We start from the raw sequence: 26,706 nt of genomic DNA on the forward strand, positions 1-26,706 counted from the left end.
CTCAGCAGATTATTTTTTGCTGGTTTTCTTTTCAGCTTTAGGTGCCGGAGCTGCAATGGCAACTTCATCAGCAACATCTTCGTTGTACTCACGACCGTAGTAAGTATCCATCAGAATCTGTTTCAGTTCGGCGATCAGCGGGTAACGTGGGTTAGCACCGGTACACTGGTCATCAAACGCATCTTCAGACAGTTTGTCTACTTTCGCCAGGAAGTCAGCTTCCTGCACACCGGCTTCACGGATTGAAGTTGGAATACCCAGATCCGCTTTGATTTCGTCCAACCAGTTCAACAGTTTCTGGATTTTCTGTGCAGTACGGTCACCAGGAGCGCCCAGACCTAAATGGTCAGCGATTTCTGCGTAACGACGACGCGCTTGTGGGCGGTCATACTGACTGAAAGCAGTCTGTTTAGTTGGGTTATCGTTCGCGTTGTAACGGATAACGTTTGAAATCAGCATGGCGTTGGCCAGACCGTGTGGAATGTGGAACTCTGAACCCAGTTTATGGGCCATTGAGTGACACACACCCAGGAAGGCGTTCGCAAACGCGATACCGGCGATAGTGGCCGCATTGTGCACACGTTCACGAGCAACCGGGTTTTTAGAACCTTCGTGGTAGCTGGCTGGCAGGTTTTCTTTCAGTAATTTCAGCGCCTGCAGAGCCTGACCATCAGAATATTCATTCGCCAGAACGGAAACGTAAGCTTCCAGTGCGTGAGTCACCGCATCCAGACCACCGAACGCACAGAGTGATTTCGGCATGTTCATCACCAGGTTGGCATCAACGATAGCCATATCTGGGGTGAGCGCGTAGTCAGCCAGTGGATATTTCTGACCTGTTGCGTCATCTGTCACTACTGCAAACGGAGTGACTTCAGAACCGGTACCGGAAGTGGTAGTGACGGCGATCATTTTCGCTTTCACACCCATTTTCGGGAATTTGTAGATACGTTTACGGATATCCATAAAGCGCAGCGCCAAATCTTCAAACTGAGTATCTGGATGTTCGTACAGAACCCACATGATTTTAGCGGCATCCATCGGTGAACCACCACCCAGCGCGATAATCACGTCTGGTTTGAAAGAGTTCATCTGCTCAGCACCTTTACGAACGATACTCAGCGTTGGATCCGCTTCTACTTCGAAGAAGACTTCAGTTTCAATACCGTGACCTTTCAGAACGCTGGTGATTTGGTCTGCATAGCCGTTATTGAATAAGTAGCGGTCAGTAACGATGAAGGCGCGTTTCGCTCCGTCAGTCGCCACTTCTTCCAGTGCGATTGGCAGTGAGCCACGACGGAAGTAAATAGATTTTGGAAGTTTATGCCACAACATGTTTTCTGCTCGCTTCGCTACAGTTTTCTTGTTGATCAAGTGTTTTGGACCGACGTTTTCAGAGATGGAGTTACCACCCCATGAACCGCAGCCCAGCGTCAGAGAAGGGGCAAGTTTGAAGTTATACAGGTCACCGATACCACCCTGTGAAGCCGGGGTGTTGATCAGAATACGTGCGGTTTTCATTTTGTTGCCAAAATAATTAACACGTTCTGGTTGGTTGTCCTGGTCTGTATACAGACAAGAGGTGTGGCCGATACCGCCCATTTCTACCAGTTTTTCTGCTTTTGCTACCGCATCTTCGAAATCTTTCGCACGGTACATCGCAAGGGTAGGGGACAGTTTTTCGTGTGCAAACGGTTCTGATTCGTCAACAACGCTGACTTCACCGATTAACACTTTAGTATGAGCTGGCACTTTGATGCCGGCCATTTCAGCGATTTTCGCGGCTGGCTGGCCTACGATTGCCGCGTTCAGGCCACCGTTTTTAAGAATGATGTCGGAAACGGCTTTCAACTCTTTACCCTGCAGCAGGTAGCCGCCGTGAGAAGAGAAACGTTCACGCACTGCGTTATAAACAGAATCAACCACGATGATGGACTGTTCAGACGCACAGATAACACCGTTATCGAAGGTTTTAGACATCAGAACGGAAGCGACAACACGTTTGATATCAGCGGTTTCATCAACGACAACCGGGGTATTACCGGCACCAACGCCAATCGCGGGTTTACCGGAGCTGTAAGCGGCTTTCACCATGCCCGGGCCACCGGTTGCCAGGATCAGGTTCAGATCCGGGTGATGCATTAACTGATTGGACAGCTCTACGCTTGGTTCATCAATCCAGCCAATGATGTCTTTTGGCGCACCCGCAGCGATAGCGGCTTGCAGAACGATATCTGCGGCTTTGTTGGTTGCGTTTTTAGCACGTGGGTGTGGAGAGAAGATGATACCGTTACGTGTTTTCAGGCTGATCAGCGCTTTGAAAATCGCGGTAGAAGTTGGGTTAGTTGTCGGTACGATACCGCAGATGAGGCCGATTGGCTCTGCGATAGTGATGGTACCGAAGGTGTCATCCTGACCGAGGATGCCACAGGTTTTTTCATCTTTATAAGCGTTGTAGATATATTCAGAGGCGAAGTGGTTTTTGATCACTTTGTCTTCGACGATACCCATACCGGATTCTTCAACAGCAAGTTTTGCCAGCAGAATTCGAGCATCAGCAGCAGCCAGGGCGGCGGCGGCGAAGATCTTATCTACTTGTTCTTGACTGAAGTTGGCGTATTCACGTTGTGCCTTTTTCACTCGGGCAACGAGTGCGTTCAGTTCAGCGACATTTGTTACAGCCATAATGCTCTCCTGATAAAGTTAAACTCTTTTAGTAAATAACCTGCCAGAAATGAGTATAGCCTTGCTATCCTCCACTGCGAGAAAGTAATTATTACTACTGTTCTCAATGTGTTATCTCTGTCTCTTTATTTGCTCAAAGAGCTTTCAGTCGTGTAGCACCCAGAGTAGATAAATTGTCATTCCGCGCCATTTTGTGAACGTTTATCTCAGAGAGTGTTCGCAAGTACCGGTGAGTGACTATGCGCAAAGCTTACCTATTTGTAGGCAGAGGGAATTTGATCTGGATCACTAAACACCAATGCTGACTCCTTTCAGCTGGGGTTTAATAAGAATGATTATCAAAAAAGTGGAAACTATCTACAACTTAACGGCTTTTTGAGGCAGTAATATTACACTTTTTTAACAAAAGTGTCATTCACTGCTTTTTAATGAAATTCTGGTGATAAATACCATGAAACGACGTGGCGCCATCTTTGCAATTCCAGTACATTAGCGCCCCATCAAGACCTTCATCTACTGGCAATTTGTGCGGAGTTCTGCGTGAGCCAATCTTTATTAGATTTTTCAGGCTATATCAAATTTTTCGTCGGGTTGTTCGCGCTGGTTAACCCGGTAGGGATCCTGCCTGTCTTCATTAGTATGACCAGCTATCAGGCTGCCGCCGGTCGTAATAAGACCAACATGACGGCTAACTTATCCGTCGCCATTATATTGTCGACAGCGTTGTTCCTCGGCGATGCCATTCTGCATCTGTTTGGGATTTCCATTGATTCATTCCGCATCGCAGGCGGCATTCTGGTTGTGACCATTGCGATGTCCATGATCAGCGGCAAGCTCGGTGAAGATAAGCAGAACAAACAAGAGAAATCGGAAACTGCGATCCGTGAAAATGTCGGTGTAGTGCCTTTGGCATTACCCTTGATGGCAGGGCCCGGGGCAATCAGTTCTACGATTGTCTGGAGTTCCCGCTATAACGGCTGGCAGAATCTGCTGGGTCTTACGCTGGCGATCATCTTCTTTGCCTTTTGTTGCTGGCTTCTGTTCCGTGCGGCACCGCTGTTGGTTCGTTTACTGGGGCAGACGGGCATCAACGTGATTACCCGAATCATGGGGTTGTTACTGATGTCTTTGGGCATCGAATTTATTGTGACAGGAATTAAAGCTATTTTCCCAGGCCTTCTCTAATCAATACGCAGCCAAATTATCACGAGATCATAAACGTGATTTCGTGATAATTATTACGTCTGCTTATAATCGAATGCCTTAATATAGTGCAGCTAATGGTGTAAATAAGAGCATTTGCACCCTAATGTGGCGTAAACTCCCTTCTCAGACTTCTTTTGAATCCAAGCCTTCATTTCTTCTAATAAACTTAGCTATTTTTTTGCTAAAACCCCTCCTTTACTGCCCGTATTGCCGTTAATTTATCCACATCATTCTGTAAGGCTTGTGCAGGCCGTATCGAGATGTTATTAGTGTTAACACAGCAGTTAACAGGGCTTTATCCTTGAAATCGTCAGAATGTTAACTGATTGTGTCAGTCGAGTTCTTGAGCAACCTCGCAGAAGATTTCGGACCTGAAAATTGCATTTAAGATGAGTTTAAACAGCAAGTTACCTGCTATTTCACGGTGTAGGTATCTTGGGCGCTCAAAAGCTTAGTAACGTATAAAAGAGAATTGCGTAACAAATTTGCAAAATTAATTGGCGCCGGTATCGGGCTTCTGATAATTTTCAAATCGTCTTAACAAATGGAAAATTGTGTAGAGTCATGCTCTAAGTGAGAACGAATCTTGCAAGGCACAGAAAGATTGAAGCAATTTCATTTGTTTTTGGAGAGCAAAGTGTCGCAATACGTACCGCAAAATTATCCTCAGTCGTTTTCTTTTCGCAGGAACACGATCTTTGCGTTAACGCCATTACACAGCTCTGAGTTGAATCTTCCCGCTCAGCAAAACAAATCTTCAGTTTTTCTTCTTAATTGATTTCTGACGTTTGATGACGGCGGAAATGCTTTCACCTTTACCGGTGACAGCCAAAAAATTTTATTTAAAGCCATTAGGAATATCAGTATGCGACTGCCTGGTGTACCTCCGGAATGAATGCCGGTGATAAACGGGGTAAGTCAAATGGAGGAGATCTTCCTTAACGATCTCTGAAACCGCATGGCGCTTAACAGCCTGACGTTTCACTTGCTTCACGCAGTAATAGGGGAAGCCATCCGCGGATGGTTACTGAATGGGGGCCTTTCTTGAGCAATTCGTTCCTGCTTGTGAAACCCGTAGACGCAGTAAGGGTTTATCTTGCGCCAGAGTGTGCAAGTTCATAATAAAAATTGGAGTTGAATGACAATGACCAACATCACAAAAAAAAATCTGCTGGCTGCCTGCATCATGGCTGCGGTTGGCGCCATTTCCATTAATACCGTCTTTGCAGCCACCGTGCCTGCAGGCGTGACCCTGTCAGACAAGCAAGAGCTGGTACGTAACAACGGTTCAGAAGTACAGTCCCTTGATCCGCATAAAGTGGAAGGCGTACCTGAATCCAACGTGATCCGTGATCTGATGGAAGGCCTGGTCAATACCGACAGCAAAGACGGCAGTGTGATCCCTGGTGTTGCCACCAGCTGGGATAATAAAGATTTCAAAGTCTGGACCTTCCACCTGCGTCCGGAAGCAAAATGGTCTAACGGCGATCCTGTGACTGCTCAGGATTTCGTGTACAGCTGGCAGCGCCTGGCTGACCCAAAAACCGCCTCTCCTTATGAAAGCTACCTGCAATACGGCCACATCGAAAACATCGATGACATCATCAGTGGTAAAAAAAGCCCTGATACGCTGGGTGTGAAAGCGATTGATGACCATACTCTGCAAGTGACCCTGACTGAGCCAGTACCGTATTTTGTCAAAATGCTGTCTCACACCGCGATGAAGCCGGTGAACAAAAGTGTTGTTGAGAAATTTGGCGACAAATGGACTCAACCAGAAAACTACGTCAGCAATGGCGCATACAAACTGAAAGCATGGACCGTCAACGAACGTATCGTGCTCGAACGTAGCCCGACATACTGGGACAACGCCAAAACTGTGATTAACCAGGTTACCTATCTGCCAATTTCTTCAGAAGTGACAGACGTTAACCGCTACCGCAGTGGCGAAATCGACATGACTTACAACAACATGCCGATTGAACTGTTCCAGAAGCTGAAAAAAGAAATCCCTACCGAAGTTCATGTTGACCCGTACCTGTGTACTTATTACTACGAAATCAACAACCAGAAAGCACCATTCACTGATTCACGCGTTCGTGAAGCACTGAAACTGGGCCTGGATCGCGACATCATCGTGAACAAGGTGAAAGCGCAGGGCGACCTGCCAGCCTACAGCTACACTCCTCCTTACACCGACGGCGCGAAACTGACGCCTCCGGCCTGGTTCAAAGAGACTCAGGATCAGCGCAATACCGAAGCGAAAAAACTGCTGGCTGAAGCGGGTTACACACCGGCTAAACCTCTGACCTTCGAACTGCTGTACAACACCTCTGACCTGCATAAAAAACTGGCTATCGCCGCAGCGGCTATCTGGAAGAAAAACCTGGGCGTTGACGTGAAGCTGGTTAACCAGGAGTGGAAAACCTTCCTGGACAGCCGTCATCAGGGCAACTTCGATGTAGCACGTGCCGGCTGGTGCTCTGACTACAACGAACCTTCTTCTTTCCTGAACACCATGCTGTCTGACAGCAGCAACAACACCTCTCACTATAAGAGCGCAGCGTTTGATAAAGCGATTGCTGACACTCTGACCGCGAAGACGGATGACGAGCGTGCTGATCTGTATCAGAAAGCTGAAACCCAGCTGGATAAAGATTCCGTTATCGTGCCTGTTTATTACTACGTGAACGCGCGTCTGGTGAAACCTTACGTTGGCGGTTACACCGGTAAAGATCCACAGGACAACGTCTACGTGAAAGATCTGTACATCATCAAACACTAATCAGTGAAAAGAACAGGGCATCCCCGAGCTGCCCTGTTTTTATTTGATGTAAGTAATGTTCTTAGCGCTGACGTTCAGTGCCAAAGCAAAGAGCCACCACGATGACCCACACACGCGGGGCATCGTGACCAAGCCAAAACTATCAAGCTGTAGTGACAGGCTTAGAAACAGGTACGGGCAATGTTAAAGTTTATTTTACGCCGCTGTCTGGAAGCGATTCCGACGCTATTCATTTTGATCACCATTTCGTTTTTTATGATGCGTCTCGCCCCCGGTAGCCCTTTTACGGGTGAGCGTAATCTTCCGCCAGAAGTTATGGCCAACATTGAGGCGAAATATCACCTCAATGATCCAATCTATAAGCAGTATTTCAATTATTTAGAACAACTGGCGAAAGGTGACTTTGGCCCGTCGTTCAAATACAAGGATTACACCGTCAATGATCTGGTCGCGGCTTCTTTCCCGGTTTCGGCGAAATTAGGCCTGGCGGCATTCATTATGGCGATTGTGTTTGGTGTGACGGCGGGCGTTATTGCTGCGCTGAATCAAAACACCAAGTGGGACTATACGGTGATGGGGGTCGCCATGACCGGGGTGGTTATCCCCAGTTTCGTGGTCGCGCCATTACTGGTGCTGATATTTGCCATCACGCTGAAATGGCTGCCGGGCGGCGGCTGGAACGGCGGTGGGGTGAAATACATGATCCTGCCGATGGTCGCCTTGTCACTGGCCTATATCGCCAGTATCGCGCGTATCACCCGTGGTTCGATGATCGAAATTCTGCACTCCAACTTTATCCGTACAGCCCGCGCCAAAGGCTTGCCGTTGCATCGCATTATTTTGCGCCATGCACTGAAACCTGCGCTGCTGCCGGTGCTGTCCTACATGGGGCCAGCATTCGTTGGGATCATCACCGGTTCGATGGTTATCGAGAGCATTTTCGGATTGCCGGGCATCGGCCAGTTGTTTGTTAACGGCGCTTTAAACCGTGACTACTCACTGGTATTGAGCCTGACTATTTTAGTGGGCGCATTGACCATTTTATTCAATGCGATCGTTGACGTGCTGTACGCCGTCATCGACCCGAAAATCCGTTATTAATGCCGGAGTACGTCAATGATGTTAAGTAAGAAAAACAGCGACGTTGTCGAGAACTTCAGCGAAAAACTGGAAGTTGAAGGCCGCAGCTTGTGGCAGGACGCACGTCGTCGCTTTATGCATAACCGCGCAGCGGTAACCAGTCTTATCGTTCTGGCCTTTATTGCGCTGTTCGTGGCATTTGCCCCGTTGCTGTCGCAGTTTGCCTACGATGATACTGACTGGAACATGATGTCAGCCGCGCCTGATATGGCTTCTCACCACTTTTTCGGTACTGACTCATCAGGCCGTGACTTACTGGTGCGTGTGGCGATCGGCGGGCGAATCTCCCTGATGGTCGGCGTTGCTGCTGCACTGGTGGCGGTGATCCTCGGGACTCTCTACGGTTCTTTGTCCGGCTACCTGGGCGGCAAAATTGACTCCGCTATGATGCGTTTGCTGGAAATCCTCAACTCCTTCCCGTTCATGTTCTTCGTTATCCTGCTGGTGACCTTCTTCGGGCAAAATATCCTGCTGATATTCGTTGCGATCGGCATGGTGTCGTGGCTGGACATGGCGCGTATCGTGCGTGGTCAGACCCTCAGCCTGAAACGTAAAGAATTCATCGAAGCGGCGCTGGTCAGTGGTGTGAGTACGCGAAATATCGTATTGCGTCACATTGTTCCTAACGTACTGGGTGTCGTCGTGGTCTATGCGTCGCTGCTGGTGCCAAGCATGATCCTGTTCGAATCCTTCCTGAGTTTCTTGGGTCTGGGTACGCAGGAGCCGCTGAGCAGTTGGGGCGCGTTACTGAGTGACGGTGCCAACTCGATGGAAGTTTCACCTTGGTTACTGCTGTTCCCGGCAGGCTTCCTGGTTGTAACTCTGTTTTGTTTCAATTTTATCGGCGATGGCCTGCGTGATGCCCTCGACCCGAAAGATCGTTAAGGAGTGCAATCATGAGCACCATTGAACAAATTCAGGCGAATGCCGCGTCATCGCACGCTGCGAACGGGCAGACGCTGCTTGATGTTAAAGACCTGCGCGTCACGTTCGAAACTCCGGACGGTGATGTGACTGCGGTTAACGATCTTAACTTCGATCTGCGCGCTGGCGAAACCCTGGGGATCGTTGGCGAATCCGGCTCCGGTAAATCTCAGACTGCGTTTGCGCTGATGGGGTTGCTGGCGAGCAACGGTCGCATTGAAGGCTCGGCTAAATTCAACGGCCGCGAAATTCTCAATCTGCCGCAAAAAGAGCTGAACAAGCTGCGCGCCGAACAGATTTCGATGATTTTTCAGGATCCGATGACCTCACTGAACCCGTACATGCGTGTGGGTGAGCAACTGATGGAAGTGCTGATACTGCACAAAAATCTCAGCAAACGTGAGGCCTTCGAAGAATCTGTGCGCATGCTGGACGCGGTGAAAATGCCGGAAGCCCGCAAGCGTATGAAGATGTTCCCGCACGAGTTTTCCGGCGGCATGCGTCAGCGTGTGATGATCGCGATGGCGCTGTTGTGCCGTCCGAAGCTGCTGATTGCTGACGAACCGACCACGGCCCTCGACGTGACCGTTCAGGCTCAGATCATGACGCTGCTGAATGAGCTGAAAGCCGAGTTCAATACGGCGATTATCATGATCACCCACGATCTGGGCGTTGTTGCCGGTATCTGTGACAAAGTGCTGGTCATGTACGCAGGACGCACCATGGAATATGGTCGCGCCCGCGACGTTTTCTACGAGCCTTGCCACCCGTATTCCATTGGTTTGCTGAATGCCGTTCCGCGTCTTGATGCGGAAGGTGGCGCGATGATGACCATTCCGGGTAACCCGCCGAACCTGCTGCGCCTGCCTAAAGGCTGTCCGTTCCAGCCACGTTGTCCGCACTCGATGGATATTTGTGCCACTGCACCTCCGCTTGAGCGTTTCGGTGATGGTCGTTTGCGTGCGTGCTACAAGCCGCTGGAGGAACTGGTATGACAGACAATACAATCATGGACAGCGCGGCGATGAACACCCATGCGCCGGAGAAAAAAGTCCTGCTCGAAGTGGCCGATCTCAAAGTCCATTTCGACATCAAAGATGGTAAACAGTGGTTCTGGCAGCCTTCGAAAACCCTGAAAGCGGTCGATGGCGTGACGCTGCGTCTGTATGAAGGGGAAACGCTGGGCGTCGTGGGGGAGTCCGGTTGTGGCAAATCCACCTTTGCCCGTGCGCTGATCGGCCTGGTGAAAGCGACCGATGGCCGTGTGGCGTGGCTTGGCAAAGACCTGCTGAATATGTCTGATAACGAGTGGCGTAAAACCCGCAGTGACATTCAGATGATTTTCCAGGATCCGCTGGCGTCGTTGAATCCACGTATGACCATCGGGGAAATTATCGCCGAACCGCTGAAAACCTATAACCCGAATATGCCTCGGTTAGAGGTGAAAGAGAAAGTGAAGGCGATGATGCTGAAGGTCGGGCTGTTGCCTAACCTGATCAACCGCTATCCGCATGAATTCTCCGGCGGTCAGTGTCAGCGTATCGGTATTGCACGCGCACTGATCCTTGAGCCGAAACTGATTATCTGTGACGAACCGGTTTCCGCTCTCGACGTTTCCATTCAGGCGCAGGTGGTTAACCTCCTGCAACAGCTGCAGCGCGAAATGGGGTTATCCCTGATCTTCATCGCGCACGATCTGGCCGTGGTGAAACATATCTCCGACCGTGTTCTGGTCATGTATCTGGGCCACGCTGTTGAGCTGGGGACCTATGATGAGGTGTACAACAATCCTCAGCATCCGTACACCCGCGCGCTGATGTCAGCGGTGCCGGTACCCGATCCGGATAAAGAGCGCAACAAAGTCATTCAGTTGCTGGAAGGGGAATTGCCTTCGCCGATCAACCCGCCGTCAGGCTGCGTTTTCCGCACACGCTGTCCGATTGCCGGTCCGGAATGTGCGATCACCCGTCCGTTGCTTGAAGGCAGTTTCCGCCATGCGGTTTCCTGCCTGAAGGTCGACCCGCTCTGATAAAACGCCTCAGACGCAAAGCATAAAAAAACCTGCCGGTGGCAGGTTTTTTTTCATGCAGCTTTTAAGATTACTCTTTCCAGAGAATATGGCAGAGCTTGTGATCTTTCTCGCGGCACAGCAGTACGCGGGCAAAGATATCATTGATCGGCTGGTCTTCTGCATCAGCCAGACCAATCACCACTTCGGCGAAGAAGTCAGGATTCAGATCGAAATCGACGTGATCCACCCAGTCTTCTGCCGGATCGTACAACTCAGCGCCGCCGCGTTCTTCAAATTGCAGATTGAAGATCAGGATATCTGCGGGGTCGAGGTTATCTCCGGCCAGTTCCAGAAAGATATCATAGGCTTGCTCAAGCGTTTCGTCTTCGGTCAGGCGATTATTCAGGTCCATAGCGTTCTCATTTACAAAAAGTGTATTCAGGCATCAAAAAAGCCGGTACTGCGTCTATTACACCACGCCCAATCCGGCATTTACAGCAGCGGACTGAAAAAGTAGAACAGACGCTCGACGATACGGTGCCAGAAAGGCCGTTTGAGCCAGGCTTCGACATCCAGCAGGTGCGAACGGGCAATATAATCGTCCTGAACACGGCCAAGATCATCACCAAATCCGGCGTCATCGATCACCAGCGTTATCTCGAAATTCAGCCACAGGCTGCGCATATCCAGATTCACTGTACCGACCAGACTCAACTGCCCATCAACAAGAATACTTTTGGTGTGCAGCAGACCGTCTTCGAACTGGTAAATTTTGACACCGGCTTCCAGTAATTCGCCGAAGAACGCTTTGCTCGCCCAATCCACCATCATTGAATCGTTTTTCATCGGCAGAATGATACTGACGTCCACCCCGCGCTGGGCGGCGGTACAAATCGCATGCAGCAGATCATCGCTTGGCACCAGATACGGCGTGGTCATCACCAGTTGTTCGCGGGCGGAATAGGTCGCGGTCAGCAACGCCTGGTGGATCATATCTTCCGGGAAACCCGGCCCGGAGGCGATAACCTGAATAGTATGGCCACTTTCCTGCTCGAACGGCATCTGGTTGAGATCCGGTTCGGGCGGCAAAATGCGTTTACCGGTTTCAATCTCCCAGTCACAGGAGTAGACGATGCCCATGGTGGTGGCGACCGGGCCTTCCATGCGCGCCATCAGATCAACCCACTGACCGACACCGGCATCCTGTTTGAAGAAGCGGGGGTCGACCATGTTCATGCTGCCGGTGTAAGCCACATAGTTATCGATCAGCACTACTTTGCGGTGCTGACGCAAATCCATACGGCGCAGGAATACACGGAAAAGATTAACCTGCAACGCTTCGACCACTTCGATACCGGCATTACGCATCATTGCCGGATACGGGCTGCGGAAGAAGGCCACGCTGCCTGCAGAGTCCAGCATCAGACGGCAATGAATACCGCGACGCGACGCCGCCATCAGCGATTCTGCGACCTGATCCACCAGCCCGCCGGGCTGCCAGATATAGAAAACCATCTCAATATTGCTGCGTGCCAGTTCGATGTCGCGCATCATCGCCTTGAGGACGTCATCGCTGGTGGTCAGCAGTTGCAGCTGATTCCCTTTGACACCCGCAATGCCCTGACGACGCTCGCACAGCTGGAATAATGACGCGGCGATTTCGCTGTTTTCGGTCGCGAAAATTCGCTGGCACTCTTTTAAATCGTTCAGCCAGCGAGCCGTGGAAGGCCACATCGCTTTCGCCCGCTCGGCGCGGCGTTTGCCCAGATGCAATTCACCAAACGACAGATAGGCAATAATTCCGACCAGAGGAATGATGTAAATGATCAGCAGCCACGCCATGGCAGAAGGCACCGCGCGGCGTTTCATTAAAATACGTAACGTCACGCCGGCTATCAGTAACCAGTAACCAAAAACCAGAAATCCGCTGATTACCGTATAAAAAGTTGTCATAAAGACGAAAAATCCTGTTCGAAAGCCATGGGCATAAGTGTACGTGTTTGGGGAGTTCTTTTAACCAACTTTTTCCCACCAATCAATCAGCTACCTCTTAAAGCAACCCGGCGATAAGAAAATCATCAGGGTGCTGACTTCAAGGTTAGCTGATTACGGTCAACAAGGTGAGAAACAAGACTTGGATAACACGATCATCGGCCTATAATGTCCCGGCTAAATTCTTCCGTTCTTATCCTTTCATGATTGAACAGTGACGGCCACCACGGGACACAGGTGTATGAAACGCAGTAAAAATGAAGTCGGTCGCTGGCGCATGTTACGCCAGACTCAGCGCCGGAGAAGCCGCTGGCTGGAAGGTCAGTCGAGACGCTATCGTCACATCTACCGTATTCGTCAAATCCACCATCAACAACATCAACGCCTGTCATTGTATGCCGTGAACTACGAATGGGGTTCATGATTAGCGGGATTTAGGCTGAAAAAGCGCACCACATTTTTTACAGACCAGCGTGGAGTTTTTGCGAACTTTGGTGCTGATTTGTTCAGCAACATAACCGCATTCCGGGCAGGTAACCTTCGTGGTTTTACTGGTTAGAAACTTCAGTCCGTCGAAGAATGACATAATGCTTACCTCATGGGCAGGGGTGAACATCCTAACACAGAAGCCATGAAAGCATTGTGACGGGTTTCGGGGTTATTGCGTCACGAAGGTTGCGTTCGTGACGCTCACCGGGCTTAGAAAACGCGTTTGAACGGTTTTACTGTGACGGATTTATACACGCCAGCCGCAACATACGGATCGGCATCTGCCCAGACCTTTGCCTCTTCCAGCGTTTCAAACTCAATCACTACCAGCGAGCCGGTCATGCCAGCGGTACCCGGATCTTCGCTGTCAATGGCCGGTGTCGGGCCGGCAATCACTACGCGTCCCTGGTCATGTAATGCTTTCAGACGTTCAATGTGCGCAGGGCGGGCCGCTGCGCGTTTTTCCAGTGAATCGGAAACATCTTCAGAATAGATAACGTAAAGCATGAGCCACCTTTAATTTGATTTTAATAAGCATTCTGTCCGGGTTCAGTGCGGGCAGAGTGATGTGCAGAATTAACATAGCTAAACCTGAAGCCAGATGAAAGTGCTTTGCGCGGGATCAAGGCAGAGGTTATTTGAGAATAGTTGTCATCTCGGTGTTGAATATGATTGCTATTTACATTTAAACTTGCGGCTTCACGGGGAAAAAGAATCATTATGCCGCTAAAAAAGTTTAGGTTTATTCGCAAGGTTTCTTTGCCGGTGGCACTTTCCGTCGGCTTACATGCTGCAGTTATTGCCGCTGTGCTTTATGTCACGGTGAGTGACGCGCTCAAGCTGCCAGTGCAGGAACAGAAAGTCATGAGTGTGACGATGGTCAATCCTGCTGACTTTGCGCCACCACCGCCGCCGCCTCAGGCAGAACCGACACCGCCGGAACCTGAACCAGAGCCGGAAGTGGTTCCAGAGCCACCACCGCCGCCGGAAGCCGTGGTGATCCCGGAACCCCCAAAACCTAAGCCGAAACCGGTTAAAAAACCGGTGGTGAAGCCGAAGGTAAAACCCGTTGAGCGTCCGGTAGAAAAGCCGACACAAACGGTTCAGACGGCACCTGTGACCAGCAATCAGCCCGTGACCAAACCGGCCAACCAGCCGCCAGCGTCAAGTAATACGCAAAGTTCCAGCGGTCCGCGTCCTCTTGAACGTGGCAAACCGTTCTATCCGGCGCGTGCTTTAGCGTTACGCATCGATGGCCGTGTCCGTGTTCAGTTTGATGTAGACAGTGACGGTCGCGTGGAGAATGTGCGTATTCTCTCAGCTGAACCTCGCAATATGTTTGAACGCGAAGTGAAGCAGGCGATGCGTAAGTGGCGCTATGAACCGAAGGCTGCCAGTAACCTGGTGGTTAATCTGGTATTCAAAGTGGAAGGTGGTTCGTCCGTCGAGTAAGCCACGCTTTTCTGTAGCGTATAAAAAAGGTCGCCCTTTCACAGGCGACCTTTTTTGTTTTCGAAGCATGACGGCGTTTTATTAATCCTGCGACACACCGTCAGAATCAACGCTGAAATTACTGCGGCCGTCTGGAAGCTGGCGCGATTTGCCTTCTTCATCCACGGCAACATACGTGAAGACCGCTTCAGTGGCTCTGTAACGCTGCCCGATGGGCTCGGAGGAGACTTTCTTAACCCAGACTTCCACATTGATGGTGATGGAACTGTTGCCGGTGCGGATGCAGCGCGCGTAGCAACATACAACATCTCCCACAGCGACAGGTTTGAGGAACGTCATGCCGTCCACCCGCACTGTCACCACGCGACCTTTGGCGATCTCCTTGGCCTGAATCGCACCCCCCATATCCATCTGCGACATTAACCAGCCGCCAAATATATCGCCATTCGCATTGGTATCCGCGGGCATTGCCAGCGTACGCAGCACCATTTCACCATTAGGTAAGCTATGTTTTTCGTTCATAGAGAGTGGCTTCACACAGTTCAATGACTTCAAAAATTAAGGCCTTTCAGAGAAAGGCCCAGACAGGAGAACACTTATTTTTTTTCTTCATCCGGCATATGCCGGTAAATATACACCCCGCTCAGCAGGGTAAATACCAGCGTCAGGACCGTCAGGCCGAACACTTTAAAGTTAACCCAGATATTTTGCGGTAACCAGAATGCGACGTAAATATTCGCCAGACCGCAGAGCAGGAAAAAGATCGCCCAGCTGACATTCAGTTTATTCCACACGTGATCGGGTAATGTCAGTTCTTTGCCCAGCATCCGCTGAATCAGCGGTTTTTTCAGCACCAGCTGGCTTATCAGCAGTGCGCCGGAGAACAGCACGTAAATCACGGTCACTTTCCATTTAATGAATTCATCATTATGGAAAACCAGCGTCAGGGTGCCGAACACGGCAACCATGGCAAAGGTGATTAATGTCATTTTTTCAATTTTGCGGTACACAACCCAGGTGATGACCAGCGCCAGCGCCGTGGCAGCGATTAAAGCGCCTGATGCGACGAAAATGTCGTAAAGCTTATAAACCACAAAAAAGACAATCAGGGGAAGAAAATCGAGGAGCTGCTTCATACTTCATTCCATGTTTTATGTATGGGATGACTATACCGGAATCATTTCGCGGACAAAAGAAAAGGGCGCCTGAGCGCCCTTTAAAAAGAGTTGTAAATATTACACGCGTAATTTTGTGTAAAGACGGAACAGATAAATCAGCAATAAGGCAGAAACCAGATTGCTCAGCGCGCTCAGGATCACCGCGGCGGCGTCAGGAGACAGCATCGCCAGGCGGCTCACCACCAGCAACAGCACCATTTTTGCTGCCAGCCAGAACATGATCGCCGGAACTACTAAGCGCAGATTCGCGAACGCCAGTTTGCTGCTCACTTTTACGGATTTAAACACGCCGAGTTTTTCATTAACGCACAGCACCGGAGACAGGGACGTCGCCACCGCCAGCACAATGCCCGGAACGACGAACAATGTCAGACCCAGTTGCACCAGTAGCGTACAGATCAGCATCAGACCGAACAGGCGAGGCATAATCGGTGCCGCAGCGCCAAGTGCCCGCAGCGCGCTGGTCCGCATTCCGCCGGAAACCTGCTGAAGCAGAACTAACATTCCGCCAACCAGTAACACATTGCCGATCAGCGCAGAAAAAGTGGCCGCTGCAGAAACCTGAAGCAACACTTTCTGCTGGTCAGGCGACATGCTTTGAACCAGCTCCTGAATACTCATGCCGGTGTTACTCAGCAAATCGTCGCTGCCTGCACTGAGCACGCTAAGCTGGTCGCTGCCAGGCATGAAAATCTGGTTCAAGATGACGGTAATTAATGCGGTCAGCACGCAGAGCAGCAAAATGCTACCCAACTGATTACGCATAAAATTAAAACTGTCACGGTACAACGTACTGGCCGTGATAGGCATGAACGCTCCTTGGCAAAAAGCAAAAAACAATAAGACGGCGATTGTAACCTTTAAATGGTTATCGCCGATAGTTTTGCGCTGACTTCCTGTCATTTTGCATGATGATTTGCTGCCTGAAGCCATCAGCTAACAAAATCAGGTAACGGTAAATTCACTTCCAGCGGGGGCAGGCCGTAATGCGCACGGGCGCGGTCACAGGCGGAGTTACTCACGTCATTCAAACCCGACTGATCGAATTCGCGGCAGGGTGAGGGGCGGTTAAGGTAAATGGAACAGGAAACAGACTGACCCACTTCACCTTCCAGAGCGATACAGCGCGGTGACTTACTGCCAGTGCCCTGCATACAACTCAAAAAGGGAGTGACTTGCTCTGTCAGCGCCTGCGGAACGCGTCCGCCAGCCTCTTCAGATTCAGCCCAATAAAAGGATACCCGGAAATACGCACAGCATGCGCCACAGGTCATACAGGGATTGTTCATTTCGCTCATTTTGGAAAGCGGCCGACTCCTTTACGGCACCAAACCAAAATCCACAGAACTGTCCAAACTACGCAGTGCCTTTTTTTTAAGCAACAGATATTCGCTGCATTTGTGAACTCAACAAATTCCCTCGTTTTTGATGTAGATCAATTCCTTTGTTTTTATAGATTTAGATCGGTTTGCGAAAGATGCAATTTGTGAAAATTTGTTTTAAAGATGTGATCCCGCGTAGATCAAACCATGCCACAGAGTGGGTATCATTCGCGCGGTGAATACTAATCCATACAAAGGGAAGGGATAATGAAAGCAGCATATTGGGCACTCGTCGCGGCAGCGGCATTTCCGGCAGTTGCGAACGCACATCAGGCAGGGGATGTGATTTTTCGCGTAGGAACAGCCACGGTTCGTCCGACCGAAGGATCAGACAATGTACTTGGACTGGGTTCTTTTGATATCAATAACAATACGCAGATGGGCATGACACTCGGCTATATGTTTACCGATAACATCGGCGTCGAGTTACTGGCCGCCACGCCGTTCCAGCATAAAGTCGGGCTGAAAAGCACCGGCACCATCGCGGAAGTGAAACAGTTGCCGCCGTCTCTGATGGCGCAGTACTACTTCGGAGATAAGCTGGATAAACTGCGTCCGTACCTCGGTGTGGGTATCAACTACACCACCTTTTACGACACAAATTTCAACCAGACTGGCCGCGATGCGGGATTGTCAGACCTGAGCGTAAAAGACTCCTGGGGCGTGGCTACGCAGGCCGGTCTTGACTACAACCTTGATGAGAACTGGCTGATCAACATGTCTGTCTGGTGGATGGATATTGATACGGAAGTGAAATTCAAAGCCGGTGGCGAGCAGCAAAACATCAACACCCGGATTGACCCGTGGGTCTTTATGTTTGGCGTCGGCTACCGTTTCTGATCGACGATACAGGCATAAAAAAGAGGCGCTCAGGCGCCTCTTTCACGTTTATTTCCGGCAAGCCTGATTACTTCAGACGCATGTCGTTCTCAATTGAACGAACACCGGCCACGCCGCGCGTCACTTCTACCGCACGGTTAGCATCAGCGGTTGACGTCACAAAGCCACTCAGCTGTACGCGACCTTTAAAGGTTTCGACGCTGATTTCACGCGATGCGATAGTTTTATCTGCCAGCAAGGCTGATTTCACTTTCGTCGTCACCACGGTGTCATCGATATAACCGCCGGTTCCTTCTGATTTTTTTGTTGGCGCACAGGCGGCAACGGCCATTACCACAACGGCTGCCATGCAGAACGCAGACAAGGTCTTGAATAGCTTCATAAATAACTCTCCATGCTTTGTTATAAAACCAAAAGAAACGATCAGTACACATATGGCCTGAACTCACGCAAGCGATGCGGTCAGAGCCCGTATAATCATAGGCTTGGTGAGTGATTTTAGTTTGGTTTATTCATGGGGTTTATACAAATAAATAGGCAACTATTTAAGTGCAGAAAAATCGCAAAGAGATGAAAAGAGACAGAACGCGAGTGTTTTAACCCCTCACGTTCTGTTTATACCGGTTATGCGCGGGTGGCGGCTTTCATTTCACTGACGAAACGGGAAAGCTGAGCCAGCATTTCGGAAGGCTGGTGCAGATTGTTTTCGATAATACGCACTGTCGCAGAACCGGAGATAGCCCCTGCTGCGCCTGCGGCCAGGGTTTCTTTTACCTGCGCAGGTTCGGAGATACCGAAGCCCTGCAGAGGTGGCGCTGCGTTATATTCACGCAACTTATCGACCAGATGATTCAGAGGCGTCAGCGCACGCTTTTCAGTGCCGGTCACGCCAGCGCGTGACAGCAAATACGTGTAGCCGCGGCCGTGCGAGGAGATCTCGCGCAGCAAATCGTCTGACGCATTAGGCGGACAGATAAAGATGGGGGCGATACCGTGGCGCAGCGCGGCTGCACGGAATGGCGCTGATTCTTCAAACGGCACATCTGCCACCAGCACAGAATCGACACCCACTTCAGCGCAGCGCTGATAGAAGGTTTCAATGCCGTTATGGAAAACCAGATTAGCGTACATCAGCAGGCCAATGGGGATGTCCGGGTGTTTTTCGCGAATGCGTGCCAGCATATTGAAGCACTGCGTCGGCGACACACCGGCAGCAAAGGCACGCAGGTTAGCATTCTGGATAACAGGGCCGTCGGCCAGCGGATCGGAGAACGGGATGCCCAGTTCCAGCGCATCGGCACCGGCTTCAATCAGCGTATCAATGATTGACAGTGACAGCTCAACGCCCGGGTCACCAAGCGTAACGAAAGGAACAAACGCGCCTTCTTTTTTGCTTTCCAGACGCGCGAATAATTGCTGATAACGTTCCATTAAATTTCTCCCCGGGCAGTCAGGATGTCATGTACGGTGAAAATATCTTTGTCACCGCGACCCGACAGGTTCACCACCAGAATTTGTTCTTTCTCCGGTGTTTCTTTGATCATTTTCAGTGCGTGTGCCAGCGCATGTGAGGATTCCAGTGCCGGAATAATCCCTTCATGGCGGGACAAAGCTTTAAAAGCTTCCAGCGCTTCGTCATCGGTGATCGAGACATATTCCGCACGGCCAATGCTATTGAGATGCGCATGCTGCGGGCCGACGGACGGGAAATCCAGACCGGCGGAGATAGAATAGGACTCTTCAATCTGGCCTTCTGACGTCTGCATCATCGGCGCTTTCATACCAAAATAAATACCCACGTGGCCGTGTTTCAGCGGCGCGCCGTGCTGCCCGGTTTCAATGCCCAGGCCGCCCGGTTCAACGCCAATCAGCTTCACGCTGGTGTCGTCGATGAAATCAGCAAACATCCCGATGGCATTGGAACCGCCGCCGACACAGGCGATCACCGCATCCGGCAGACAGCCTTCGCGTTCCTGCATTTGCGCTTTGGTTTCTTCGCCGATCATGCGCTGGAATTCACGCACGATGGTCGGATACGGATGCGGACCTGCCGCGGTGCCGAGCATGTAGTGAGCGGTTTCGTAACTGCCAGACCAGTCGCGCAGCGCCTCGTTACAGGCATCTTTCAGCGTGGAGGAGCCGCTGTGCACCGGGATCACTTCCGCACCCATCAGACGCATACGGAACACGTTCGGGGACTGACGTTCGATGTCTTTGGCGCCCATATAAATGCGGCATTTCAGGCCGAGCAGGGCACAGGCCAGTGCTGATGCCACGCCATGCTGACCGGCGCCGGTTTCGGCGATGATCTCCGTTTTGCCCATGCGTTTCGCGAGCAATGCCTGACCCAACACCTGGTTCGTTTTGTGCGCACCACCGTGCAGTAAATCTTCACGCTTGAGGTACAGCTTGGTTTTAGTGCCAGCCGTCAGGTTTTTACACAGCGTCAGCGCCGTCGGGCGGCCTGCGTAGTTTTTCAGTAAATCAATGAATTCAGCCTGAAACTCAGGGTCGCGCTGTGCGCTGACAAAAGCTTCTTCCAGCTGCGCCAGCGCAGGCATCAGAATTTGCGGCACATACTGGCCGCCAAATTCGCCAAAGTAGGGATTAAGTAAAGTCATGATATTCCGTCCTGTCTGTCAATTTTTGCGTCATTGCGTGCGGCTTAGTACGCCCGCAATGTCTGGAATACGGCGGTGATTTTTTCGGCATCTTTGATGCCCGGCTCGCTTTCAACACCGGAATTGAAATCCAGCCCCGCGCAACCGAGCTGCGCGGCTTCGACGCAGTTATCTGCGCTCAGACCACCGGCAAGCAGCACATTGCTCAGATCCTGACCGGCCAGCTTGCTCCAGTCGAAACGATAACCGGTGCCGCCTTTGCCGTTGTCCAGCACGTAGCGGTCAACATTATTCAGGTCGCGTGACGGGATGCTGTCTTTAACGCTCAGCGCTTTCCAGATCTGAATATGTTCTGGCAGCACCGTGCGCAGTTCATCGATGTACGTCTGGCTTTCCTCGCCGTGAAGCTGCACGGCGGCCAGGTTCAGTGTCTGAGCCGTTTCAGCCACGTTGCTGACCGGTTCATCACGGAATACGCCGACATATTTCAGCGGTGCGCCGTTCTGCACTTCTTTCGCCAGCGTGTGTGTCACAAAACGCGGTGACCCTTCGACGAAAATCAACCCGCCGTAAATGGCACCGGCTTCATGCGCGGCCCGGGCGTCCTGAGCGCGGGTCAGACCGCAGACTTTATTATCACCCAGTAGCACACGGCGTACCGCGCTGTTCAGGTTCTGTTCAGACATCAGCGCGCTGCCAATCAGGAAACCATTGGCGAAGCGGCTCAGCTCACGAATTTGCCCGTAGGTGTTGATCCCCGATTCGCTGATGACGGTGACGCCGTGCGGTACACGCGGGGCCAGCTCGCGGGTGCGGTTGAGATCGATAGACAAATCGCGCAGATCACGGTTATTGATGCCGACCACTTTGGCTTTCAATTGCACCGCGCGATCCAGTTCTTCTTCATTACTGGCTTCCGTCAGCACGCCCATATTCAGGCTGTGGGCGACGGCGGCAAGCTGAACGTACTGATCATCATCCAGAACTGACAGCATCAGCAGAATCGCATCGGCCTGATAGAAACGGGCCAGATGGATCTGATACGGGTCGATAATGAAATCTTTGCACAGCACCGGCTGCGTGGCGGTTTTGCTGACCAGAGGCAGGAAATCAAAACTGCCCTGGAAGTATTTTTCGTCGGTTAATACGGAAATAGCGGAGGCGTAGTCTTTATACACGCTGGCGATTTCTACCGGATCAAAGTTTTCGCGGATCTTGCCTTTCGACGGAGAGGCTTGTTTGCACTCCAGAATAAAGGCCGTTCTTGCGCCTTGCAGGGCATGGTAGAAACTGCGCTGGCTCTGAGTTATTTCATTCTGAAAGCTGGCCAGCGGTTGTTGTTCTTTACGCGCCGCGACCCAAATTTCTTTGTCGCGAACAATCTTGTGGAGCACGGTTTCCTGCTGCATCACTTATCCTCTTGCTGCCAATGCCAACACGCGCTGGTAGGGTTCACCACTGCGCATGACGGCCAATGCCTGTTGTGCGTTTTGTTTTAAATCTTCCTGACCGAAAAGGCGCAGCAGCATCGCCACATTGACGGCTACCGCGGCTTCATGGGCCGGATCACCTTTACCTTGTAATAAGCGTGCCAGAATGTCACGGTTTTCTTCCGGTTCGCCGCCGAGCAGGGATTCAATCGGGTAATTGTCCAGACCGAAGTCCTGCGGCGTGACCTCGTAGGTAGTAATTTTGCCGTCTTTCAGCTCGGCCACCTGCGTGGCTGCGTGGATCGCGACTTCATCCATGCCTGCGCCGTGAACCACCGCCGCACGCTCGTAACCGAGCGCCCGCAGCGTTTCTGCAATCGGCAGCACCAGTTCCGGGCTGTATACGCCTATCAGCGCCAGCGGCGGACGTGCCGGGTTAATCAGCGGGCCGAGCACGTTAAACAGGGTGCGTGTTTTCAGTGATTTGCGCACCGGCATCGCATGGCGAAAACCGGTGTGATACTGCGGCGCAAACAGAAAACACACATTCAGGTCATCAAGCGCGGCGCGGGATCCTTCCGCCGGCATATCCAGACGGATACCAAACGCGGCCAGTAAATCCGATGAACCGGAACGACTGGATACGCTGCGGTTACCGTGTTTCGCCACTCGCGCACCACAGGCCGCCGCCACAAAGGCGCTGGCGGTAGAAATGTTGATGCTGTTCGTGCCATCGCCGCCGGTGCCGACGATATCCGCGAACGGATAATCCGGGCGCGGGAACGGCTCGGCGTGCGCCAGCAGCGCCTTTGCCGCACCGGCGATCTCAGCCGGTTGCTCGCCACGCACTTTCATACTGATTAAGGCTGCCGCTAACTGAGCCGGTTCCAGTTCGCCATTGACGATGGCGGTAAATAACTGCTGGCTTTCTTCCTGCGTCATCGGCTGTGCGCGATACAGATTCTCCAGAATGCCGGGAATAGTTTGCGTTTGCATGATCGCTCTCCTTACGCCAAAGCCCAGGCCAGTGTCTGCTCAAGCAGACGGGCGCCCTGTGAAGTTAAAAGGGATTCCGGATGGAACTGGAAACCGCATACGCGATCTTTTTCATGACGCACTGCCATCACCATGTCGCCGTAGCGTGCGTTGACGGTCAGCCCGTCGGGGATCTGGCTGCCGACCAGCGAGTGGTAACGCGCCACCGGCAGAGGGTTGTTCATCCCGGCAAACATGCCTTCATTATCATGCGTAATCGAAGACGCTTTGCCGTGCAGAATTTCACCTGCCTGACCGACAAAACCGCCGTAGGTTTCCACAATCGCCTGATGACCGAGGCAGATGCCGATAATCGGCAACTGACCGCGCAGACGTTTGAGCAATTCAGGCATGCAACCGGCTTCTGACGGGGTGCCCGGTCCGGGAGAGAGCACCAGCACCGGTTTTTCCAGCTGGCTGAGTTTTTCGATAATCACGTCAGCCGGGATCTGATTGCGGTAAATCACCACGTTGTGACCGCTTGAACGCAACTGATCGACCAGGTTGTAAGTAAAGGAATCGACGTTATCAATGAGTAAGATATCGGCCATCTTAAAATACCTCTTTCGCATTGTGGGCAGTGGCGATGGCGCGCAGTACAGCACGGGCTTTATTACGGGTTTCGTCGGCTTCGGCCTGCGGTACGGAATCCAGTACCACGCCGCCGCCAGCCTGCACGGTGGCAATGCCGTCTTCAACGTAAGCAGAGCGGATGACGATGCAGGTATCCAGATCGCCGTGAGCGGTGAAGTAACCCACCGCGCCGCCATAGCTGCCGCGGCGGGTTTGTTCGGAAGCCGAAATCAGCTGCATAGCGCGCACTTTCGGCGCACCGGTCAGCGTGCCCATATTCATTACCGCCTGATAGGCGTGCAGTACGTCAAGATCATGACGCAGCGTGCCGACCACACGGGACACCAGATGCATCACGAAAGAGTAACGGTCCACTTTGGTCAGGTCGGCGACATAACGGCTGCCCGGCTCGCAGATACGTGCCAGATCGTTACGCGCCAAATCCACCAGCATCAGATGTTCGGCCAGCTCTTTGTGGTCGGTACGCATTTCCAGTTCGATGCGGCTGTCGAGATCCAGATCCAGCGAACCGTCGGCACGGCGGCCGCGCGGACGGGTCCCGGCAATCGGGTAAATTTCAATCTGGCGGTTAGTGGCGTCATATTTCAGCGCGCTTTCCGGGGAGGCGCCAAACAGCGTGAAATCGTTGTCCTGCATAAAGAACATGTACGGACTAGGGTTGTTATTTTTCAGCGTTTCATACGCGGCCAGCGGAGCAGGGCAAGGCAGGGAGAAACGGCGCGAAGGCACCACCTGGAAAATCTCACCGGCGCGGATGGCCACTTTCATTTTCTCAACCACAGCACCGAACTCTTCATCACTCTGGTTCACGCTCAGTTGCATTTCCGGCACGTTCTGCTGCGGGATGGCGTGCGGTGGCTGTTGCAACTGATGTTGCAGTTGTTCGAGACGGGCATGCAGACGCTGTTTCTCATCAGCCGACGGCGTGAACAGGCTGGCCTGCAAACGACAGGTGCGGTTCTGGTGATCCAGGACCAGAAGCGTTTCAGAAAGATAGAAACAGAAATCCGGGCAACGCTGGTCGGAGGCTAATGCAGGTAAATCTTCAAAACCGGCGACCAGATCATAAGCAAACAGCCCCCCGAGGAACATCGCCTCACGCTCCTCTGCCGGAGATTCAACGCAGGTCAGAATGCTGCGTAACGCGTCGAACACTGAACGGGAACGTAAACGCGCATCTTCATCCTGCATCTGATCGATACCAGGGAACGTCAGTTCGCGGCCATTCGGGCGGACGTCATTGCGAATTTCAGCAGGCAGCGCGGCATCAATCAGCGGCAGTAAAGAGGCACCGTTCGGCGTCAGGGCCTGAATGGACACCTGCAAACCCAGCGCGGTGATGCGCAGGGCGCTGTCAACAATCAGCAGGCTCTTCAGGTTTTCTTTACTGGTCACTTCGGAGGACTCAAGCAGCAGGGTCGCAGGACGCGCGCCGCACAGCTGATGAAAAATGGCCGTCGGGTCGCCGCGATAACATCCCTGCGCGGTCAGCAATTCTAAACGTGGTGTTGGAGTTTTCATTTTGCTTCCTGAATTTTTATCAACGTTTTCAAATAAACGGCCATAAAAAAGCCCGCATTAAGCGGGCTTCGGAAATCTTGCAGCGTCTGATGACAGCTATGCGTGATTACTCCGCCCGACAAGGGGAAGTACGCCACCAGCTGAGAACCGCCATCATGTGAATTTTCATCATCAGACACTCTTGTTAGTTTATGAAAGCAAAGGTTTTAAAAACTAAGCTTTCTGAATCGGTTTGTCACGACGTTCTTCAGCGAACTGCCTCGTGAACTTGCGTACTAGTAAACTAGTTCACGGATATAAAGTCAACCCTCTTTTCAGCGGATTTCACAACTTTAGTGCGCTCAGATGTTATCGCACCGTAACAGTGCGTAACGGCGAGGTGAAAACATCGGCAAGATAGCCCTAACGTGAGGCGGCCTAACGCGTTATGATATGAACTGCATTCAGAAAAGGTTAAATCCCCGACGTGACGATGACTTTACCCACAACAGTTTCACCCCCGAAAGACGACCAGAACCTCAGCACGGCCTTCACGCTTTACGATCTCCACAGCCATACCACGGCGTCGGACGGCTATTTAACGCCTGAAGCACTGGTCGCGCGGGCGGTTGAAATGCGCGTCGGCGTACTGGCGATCACCGATCACGACAGTACAGAAGGGCTGGCGCGTGCGGCGCAGGCGATTGCGCAGCAGCAATTGCCGCTGGTGCTGATTAATGGCGTTGAGATTTCCACTTTGTGGGAAAACCATGAGATCCATATTGTCGGGCTGGGCATTGATCCGCAGCATCCGGCGATGATGAGTTTACTCAGTGCGCAGGCCGGTTTGCGTCAGCAACGCGCGCAGGAAATGGGCAACCGGCTGGCGAAAGCACGCATTGACGGTGCCTGGGAAGGCGCGCTGCGTCTGGCCAATGGCGGAGCCGTCACCCGTGCGCATTTCGCCCGCTATCTGGTGGAATTCGGCGCGGCGGATAACATCGCGCAGGTGTTCAAAAAATTCCTCGCCAAAGGCAAGACCGGCTACGTTCCGCCACAGTGGTGTACAATAGAACAAGCGATTGATGCGATTCATCAGTCAGGCGGGCAGGCCGTCGTCGCCCATCCGGGGCGATATGATCTTTCGACCAAGTGGCTGAAACGCTTACTGGCGTATTTTGCTGAGCAGGGCGGTGATGCGATGGAAGTCGCCCAGTGTCAGCAGGCACCGAATGAGCGTGCGCAGCTGGCAGCCTACGCCCGTGATTATCAGTTACTGGCCTCGCAGGGTTCTGATTTCCATCAGCCCTGTTCGTGGATTGAGCTTGGCCGCAAACTTTGGCTTCCCGCAGGCGTTGAACCGGTATGGCAACACTGGCCGCTTGCGATGACACAGCCTGAAATTGAACCGGTCTGATGCCTGACCGGAAAAGAATAAAGAG

Annotated in this window: 24 protein-coding genes, 1 pseudogene and 1 other annotated feature; of the genes and pseudogenes, 10 read left to right on the top strand and 15 right to left on the bottom strand. The window is 51.9% G+C overall.

All coding sequences use genetic code 11. The features are described 5' to 3' along the window. Window positions 1-9: 9 nt before the first annotated feature. Entirely contained in the window at window positions 10-2,685 is a 2,676-nt protein-coding gene (gene adhE, locus ACQZQY_RS14300) for a bifunctional acetaldehyde-CoA/alcohol dehydrogenase (RefSeq protein WP_056780797.1), read from the bottom strand. Window positions 2,686-3,225: 540 nt separating this feature from the next. Here adhE and ACQZQY_RS14305 point away from each other — a divergent pair. The 6 genes from ACQZQY_RS14305 to oppF all read left to right on the top strand — a co-directional run bounded on the left by ACQZQY_RS14305 (window position 3,226) and on the right by oppF (window position 10,769). Further along, window positions 3,226-3,870, top strand: a complete 645-nt coding sequence (locus tag ACQZQY_RS14305) for a YchE family NAAT transporter (protein WP_056780794.1) — start codon at window positions 3,226-3,228, stop codon at window positions 3,868-3,870. A gap of 1,165 nt (window positions 3,871-5,035) precedes the next feature. Beyond that, window positions 5,036-6,676 (top strand): oligopeptide ABC transporter substrate-binding protein OppA, encoded by a 1,641-nt coding sequence (gene oppA, locus ACQZQY_RS14310; protein ID WP_431295840.1) that lies wholly within the window; start codon window positions 5,036-5,038, stop codon window positions 6,674-6,676. 180 nt (window positions 6,677-6,856) lie between these two features. Continuing rightward, on the top strand, window positions 6,857-7,777 hold the full coding sequence (gene oppB, locus ACQZQY_RS14315) for an oligopeptide ABC transporter permease OppB (RefSeq protein ID WP_056780787.1): 921 nt from the start codon (window positions 6,857-6,859) through the stop codon (window positions 7,775-7,777). 15 nt (window positions 7,778-7,792) lie between these two features. Beyond that, window positions 7,793-8,701: an oligopeptide ABC transporter permease OppC gene (gene oppC, locus ACQZQY_RS14320; protein ID WP_056780783.1), complete on the top strand. Its 909-nt coding sequence runs from the start codon at window positions 7,793-7,795 to the stop codon at window positions 8,699-8,701. An 11-nt stretch (window positions 8,702-8,712) separates the two neighbouring features. Beyond that, on the top strand, window positions 8,713-9,735 hold the full coding sequence (locus ACQZQY_RS14325; protein WP_056780780.1) for an ABC transporter ATP-binding protein: 1,023 nt from the start codon (window positions 8,713-8,715) through the stop codon (window positions 9,733-9,735). Between the two features lie 29 nt (window positions 9,736-9,764). Next, a complete protein-coding gene (gene oppF / locus ACQZQY_RS14330; RefSeq protein WP_056781023.1) occupies window positions 9,765-10,769 on the top strand; it encodes a murein tripeptide/oligopeptide ABC transporter ATP binding protein OppF in 1,005 nt (334 codons plus the stop codon). Window positions 10,770-10,839: 70 nt separating this feature from the next. On the opposite strand, the gene ACQZQY_RS14335 is transcribed toward oppF, so the two are convergent. Both ACQZQY_RS14335 and cls read right to left on the bottom strand, forming a co-directional pair. Continuing rightward, the gene (locus ACQZQY_RS14335; RefSeq protein ID WP_056780777.1) at window positions 10,840-11,163 is read right to left on the bottom strand and encodes an HI1450 family dsDNA-mimic protein; all 324 of its coding nucleotides are present in this window, start codon (window positions 11,161-11,163) and stop codon (window positions 10,840-10,842) included. Window positions 11,164-11,243: 80 nt separating this feature from the next. Next, a complete protein-coding gene (gene cls, locus ACQZQY_RS14340) occupies window positions 11,244-12,704 on the bottom strand; it encodes a cardiolipin synthase (protein ID WP_056780773.1) in 1,461 nt (486 codons plus the stop codon). Between the two features lie 280 nt (window positions 12,705-12,984). On the opposite strand from cls, the gene ACQZQY_RS14345 reads away from it, so the two are divergent. Further along, a complete protein-coding gene (locus ACQZQY_RS14345; RefSeq protein ID WP_056780770.1) occupies window positions 12,985-13,167 on the top strand; it encodes a YciY family protein in 183 nt (60 codons plus the stop codon). Here the strand turns inward: ACQZQY_RS14345 and ACQZQY_RS14350 are convergent, their stop codons facing one another. Beyond that, window positions 13,168-13,359 carry a YnfU family zinc-binding protein gene (locus ACQZQY_RS14350; RefSeq protein ID WP_321186525.1) on the bottom strand — a complete coding sequence of 64 codons (192 nt, stop codon included), beginning with the start codon at window positions 13,357-13,359 and terminating at the stop codon, window positions 13,168-13,170. Between the two features lie 83 nt (window positions 13,360-13,442). Further along, window positions 13,443-13,739 (bottom strand): YciI family protein, encoded by a 297-nt coding sequence (locus tag ACQZQY_RS14355; protein ID WP_056780765.1) that lies wholly within the window; start codon window positions 13,737-13,739, stop codon window positions 13,443-13,445. Between the two features lie 213 nt (window positions 13,740-13,952). Here ACQZQY_RS14355 and ACQZQY_RS14360 point away from each other — a divergent pair, with 213 nt between their 5' ends. Beyond that, entirely contained in the window at window positions 13,953-14,684 is a 732-nt protein-coding gene (locus ACQZQY_RS14360) for an energy transducer TonB (protein ID WP_122095516.1), read from the top strand. An 81-nt stretch (window positions 14,685-14,765) separates the two neighbouring features. Here the strand turns inward: ACQZQY_RS14360 and yciA are convergent, their stop codons facing one another. The 4 genes from yciA to ACQZQY_RS14380 all read right to left on the bottom strand — a co-directional run bounded on the left by yciA (window position 14,766) and on the right by ACQZQY_RS14380 (window position 17,160). Continuing rightward, on the bottom strand, window positions 14,766-15,206 hold the full coding sequence (gene yciA, locus ACQZQY_RS14365) for an acyl-CoA thioester hydrolase YciA (protein ID WP_056780758.1): 441 nt from the start codon (window positions 15,204-15,206) through the stop codon (window positions 14,766-14,768). 74 nt (window positions 15,207-15,280) lie between these two features. After that, complete coding sequence (locus ACQZQY_RS14370) at window positions 15,281-15,820, bottom strand: septation protein A (protein WP_056780754.1); 540 nt, start codon at window positions 15,818-15,820, stop codon at window positions 15,281-15,283. Window positions 15,821-15,919: 99 nt separating this feature from the next. Further along, a complete protein-coding gene (locus tag ACQZQY_RS14375; protein ID WP_431295841.1) occupies window positions 15,920-16,672 on the bottom strand; it encodes a YciC family protein in 753 nt (250 codons plus the stop codon). A gap of 122 nt (window positions 16,673-16,794) precedes the next feature. Next, entirely contained in the window at window positions 16,795-17,160 is a 366-nt protein-coding gene (locus ACQZQY_RS14380; RefSeq protein ID WP_136375055.1) for a YkgJ family cysteine cluster protein, read from the bottom strand. Window positions 17,161-17,451: 291 nt separating this feature from the next. On the opposite strand from ACQZQY_RS14380, the gene ompW reads away from it, so the two are divergent. Further along, on the top strand, window positions 17,452-18,084 hold the full coding sequence (gene ompW / locus ACQZQY_RS14385; RefSeq protein WP_136375054.1) for an outer membrane protein OmpW: 633 nt from the start codon (window positions 17,452-17,454) through the stop codon (window positions 18,082-18,084). 67 nt (window positions 18,085-18,151) lie between these two features. Here ompW and ACQZQY_RS14390 read toward each other — a convergent pair whose 3' ends face one another. The 6 genes and pseudogenes from ACQZQY_RS14390 to ACQZQY_RS14415 form a co-directional block, all read right to left on the bottom strand. Further along, window positions 18,152-18,466: a BON domain-containing protein gene (locus ACQZQY_RS14390; RefSeq protein WP_056780743.1), complete on the bottom strand. Its 315-nt coding sequence runs from the start codon at window positions 18,464-18,466 to the stop codon at window positions 18,152-18,154. Window positions 18,467-18,708: 242 nt separating this feature from the next. Further along, window positions 18,709-19,515, bottom strand: a complete 807-nt coding sequence (trpA, locus tag ACQZQY_RS14395) for a tryptophan synthase subunit alpha (protein WP_136375053.1) — start codon at window positions 19,513-19,515, stop codon at window positions 18,709-18,711. Further along, complete coding sequence (gene trpB, locus ACQZQY_RS14400) at window positions 19,515-20,708, bottom strand: tryptophan synthase subunit beta (RefSeq protein WP_183848127.1); 1,194 nt, start codon at window positions 20,706-20,708, stop codon at window positions 19,515-19,517. Before trpB ends, trpA begins: the two co-directional genes overlap by 1 nt. Window positions 20,709-20,749: 41 nt before the next feature. Then, window positions 20,750-22,114, bottom strand: a complete 1,365-nt coding sequence (trpCF, locus tag ACQZQY_RS14405) for a bifunctional indole-3-glycerol-phosphate synthase TrpC/phosphoribosylanthranilate isomerase TrpF (RefSeq protein ID WP_183846719.1) — start codon at window positions 22,112-22,114, stop codon at window positions 20,750-20,752. Between the two features lie 3 nt (window positions 22,115-22,117). Then, window positions 22,118-23,721 (bottom strand): annotated as a pseudogene (trpD, locus tag ACQZQY_RS14410) (bifunctional anthranilate synthase glutamate amidotransferase component TrpG/anthranilate phosphoribosyltransferase TrpD). A 1-nt stretch (window position 23,722) separates the two neighbouring features. Beyond that, window positions 23,723-25,285 (bottom strand): anthranilate synthase component 1, encoded by a 1,563-nt coding sequence (locus ACQZQY_RS14415; RefSeq protein ID WP_431295842.1) that lies wholly within the window; start codon window positions 25,283-25,285, stop codon window positions 23,723-23,725. Window positions 25,286-25,327: 42 nt separating this feature from the next. Continuing rightward, window positions 25,328-25,430: a sequence feature (Trp leader region), on the bottom strand. Window positions 25,431-25,757: 327 nt separating this feature from the next. Here ACQZQY_RS14415 and rnm point away from each other — a divergent pair. Further along, complete coding sequence (gene rnm, locus ACQZQY_RS14420; RefSeq protein WP_056780715.1) at window positions 25,758-26,681, top strand: RNase RNM; 924 nt, start codon at window positions 25,758-25,760, stop codon at window positions 26,679-26,681. Window positions 26,682-26,706: the final 25 nt, after the last annotated feature.

Source organism: Rahnella sp. PAMC25559, from assembly GCF_050632365.1.
GTDB classification, from domain to species: domain Bacteria; phylum Pseudomonadota; class Gammaproteobacteria; order Enterobacterales; family Enterobacteriaceae; genus Rahnella; species Rahnella rivi.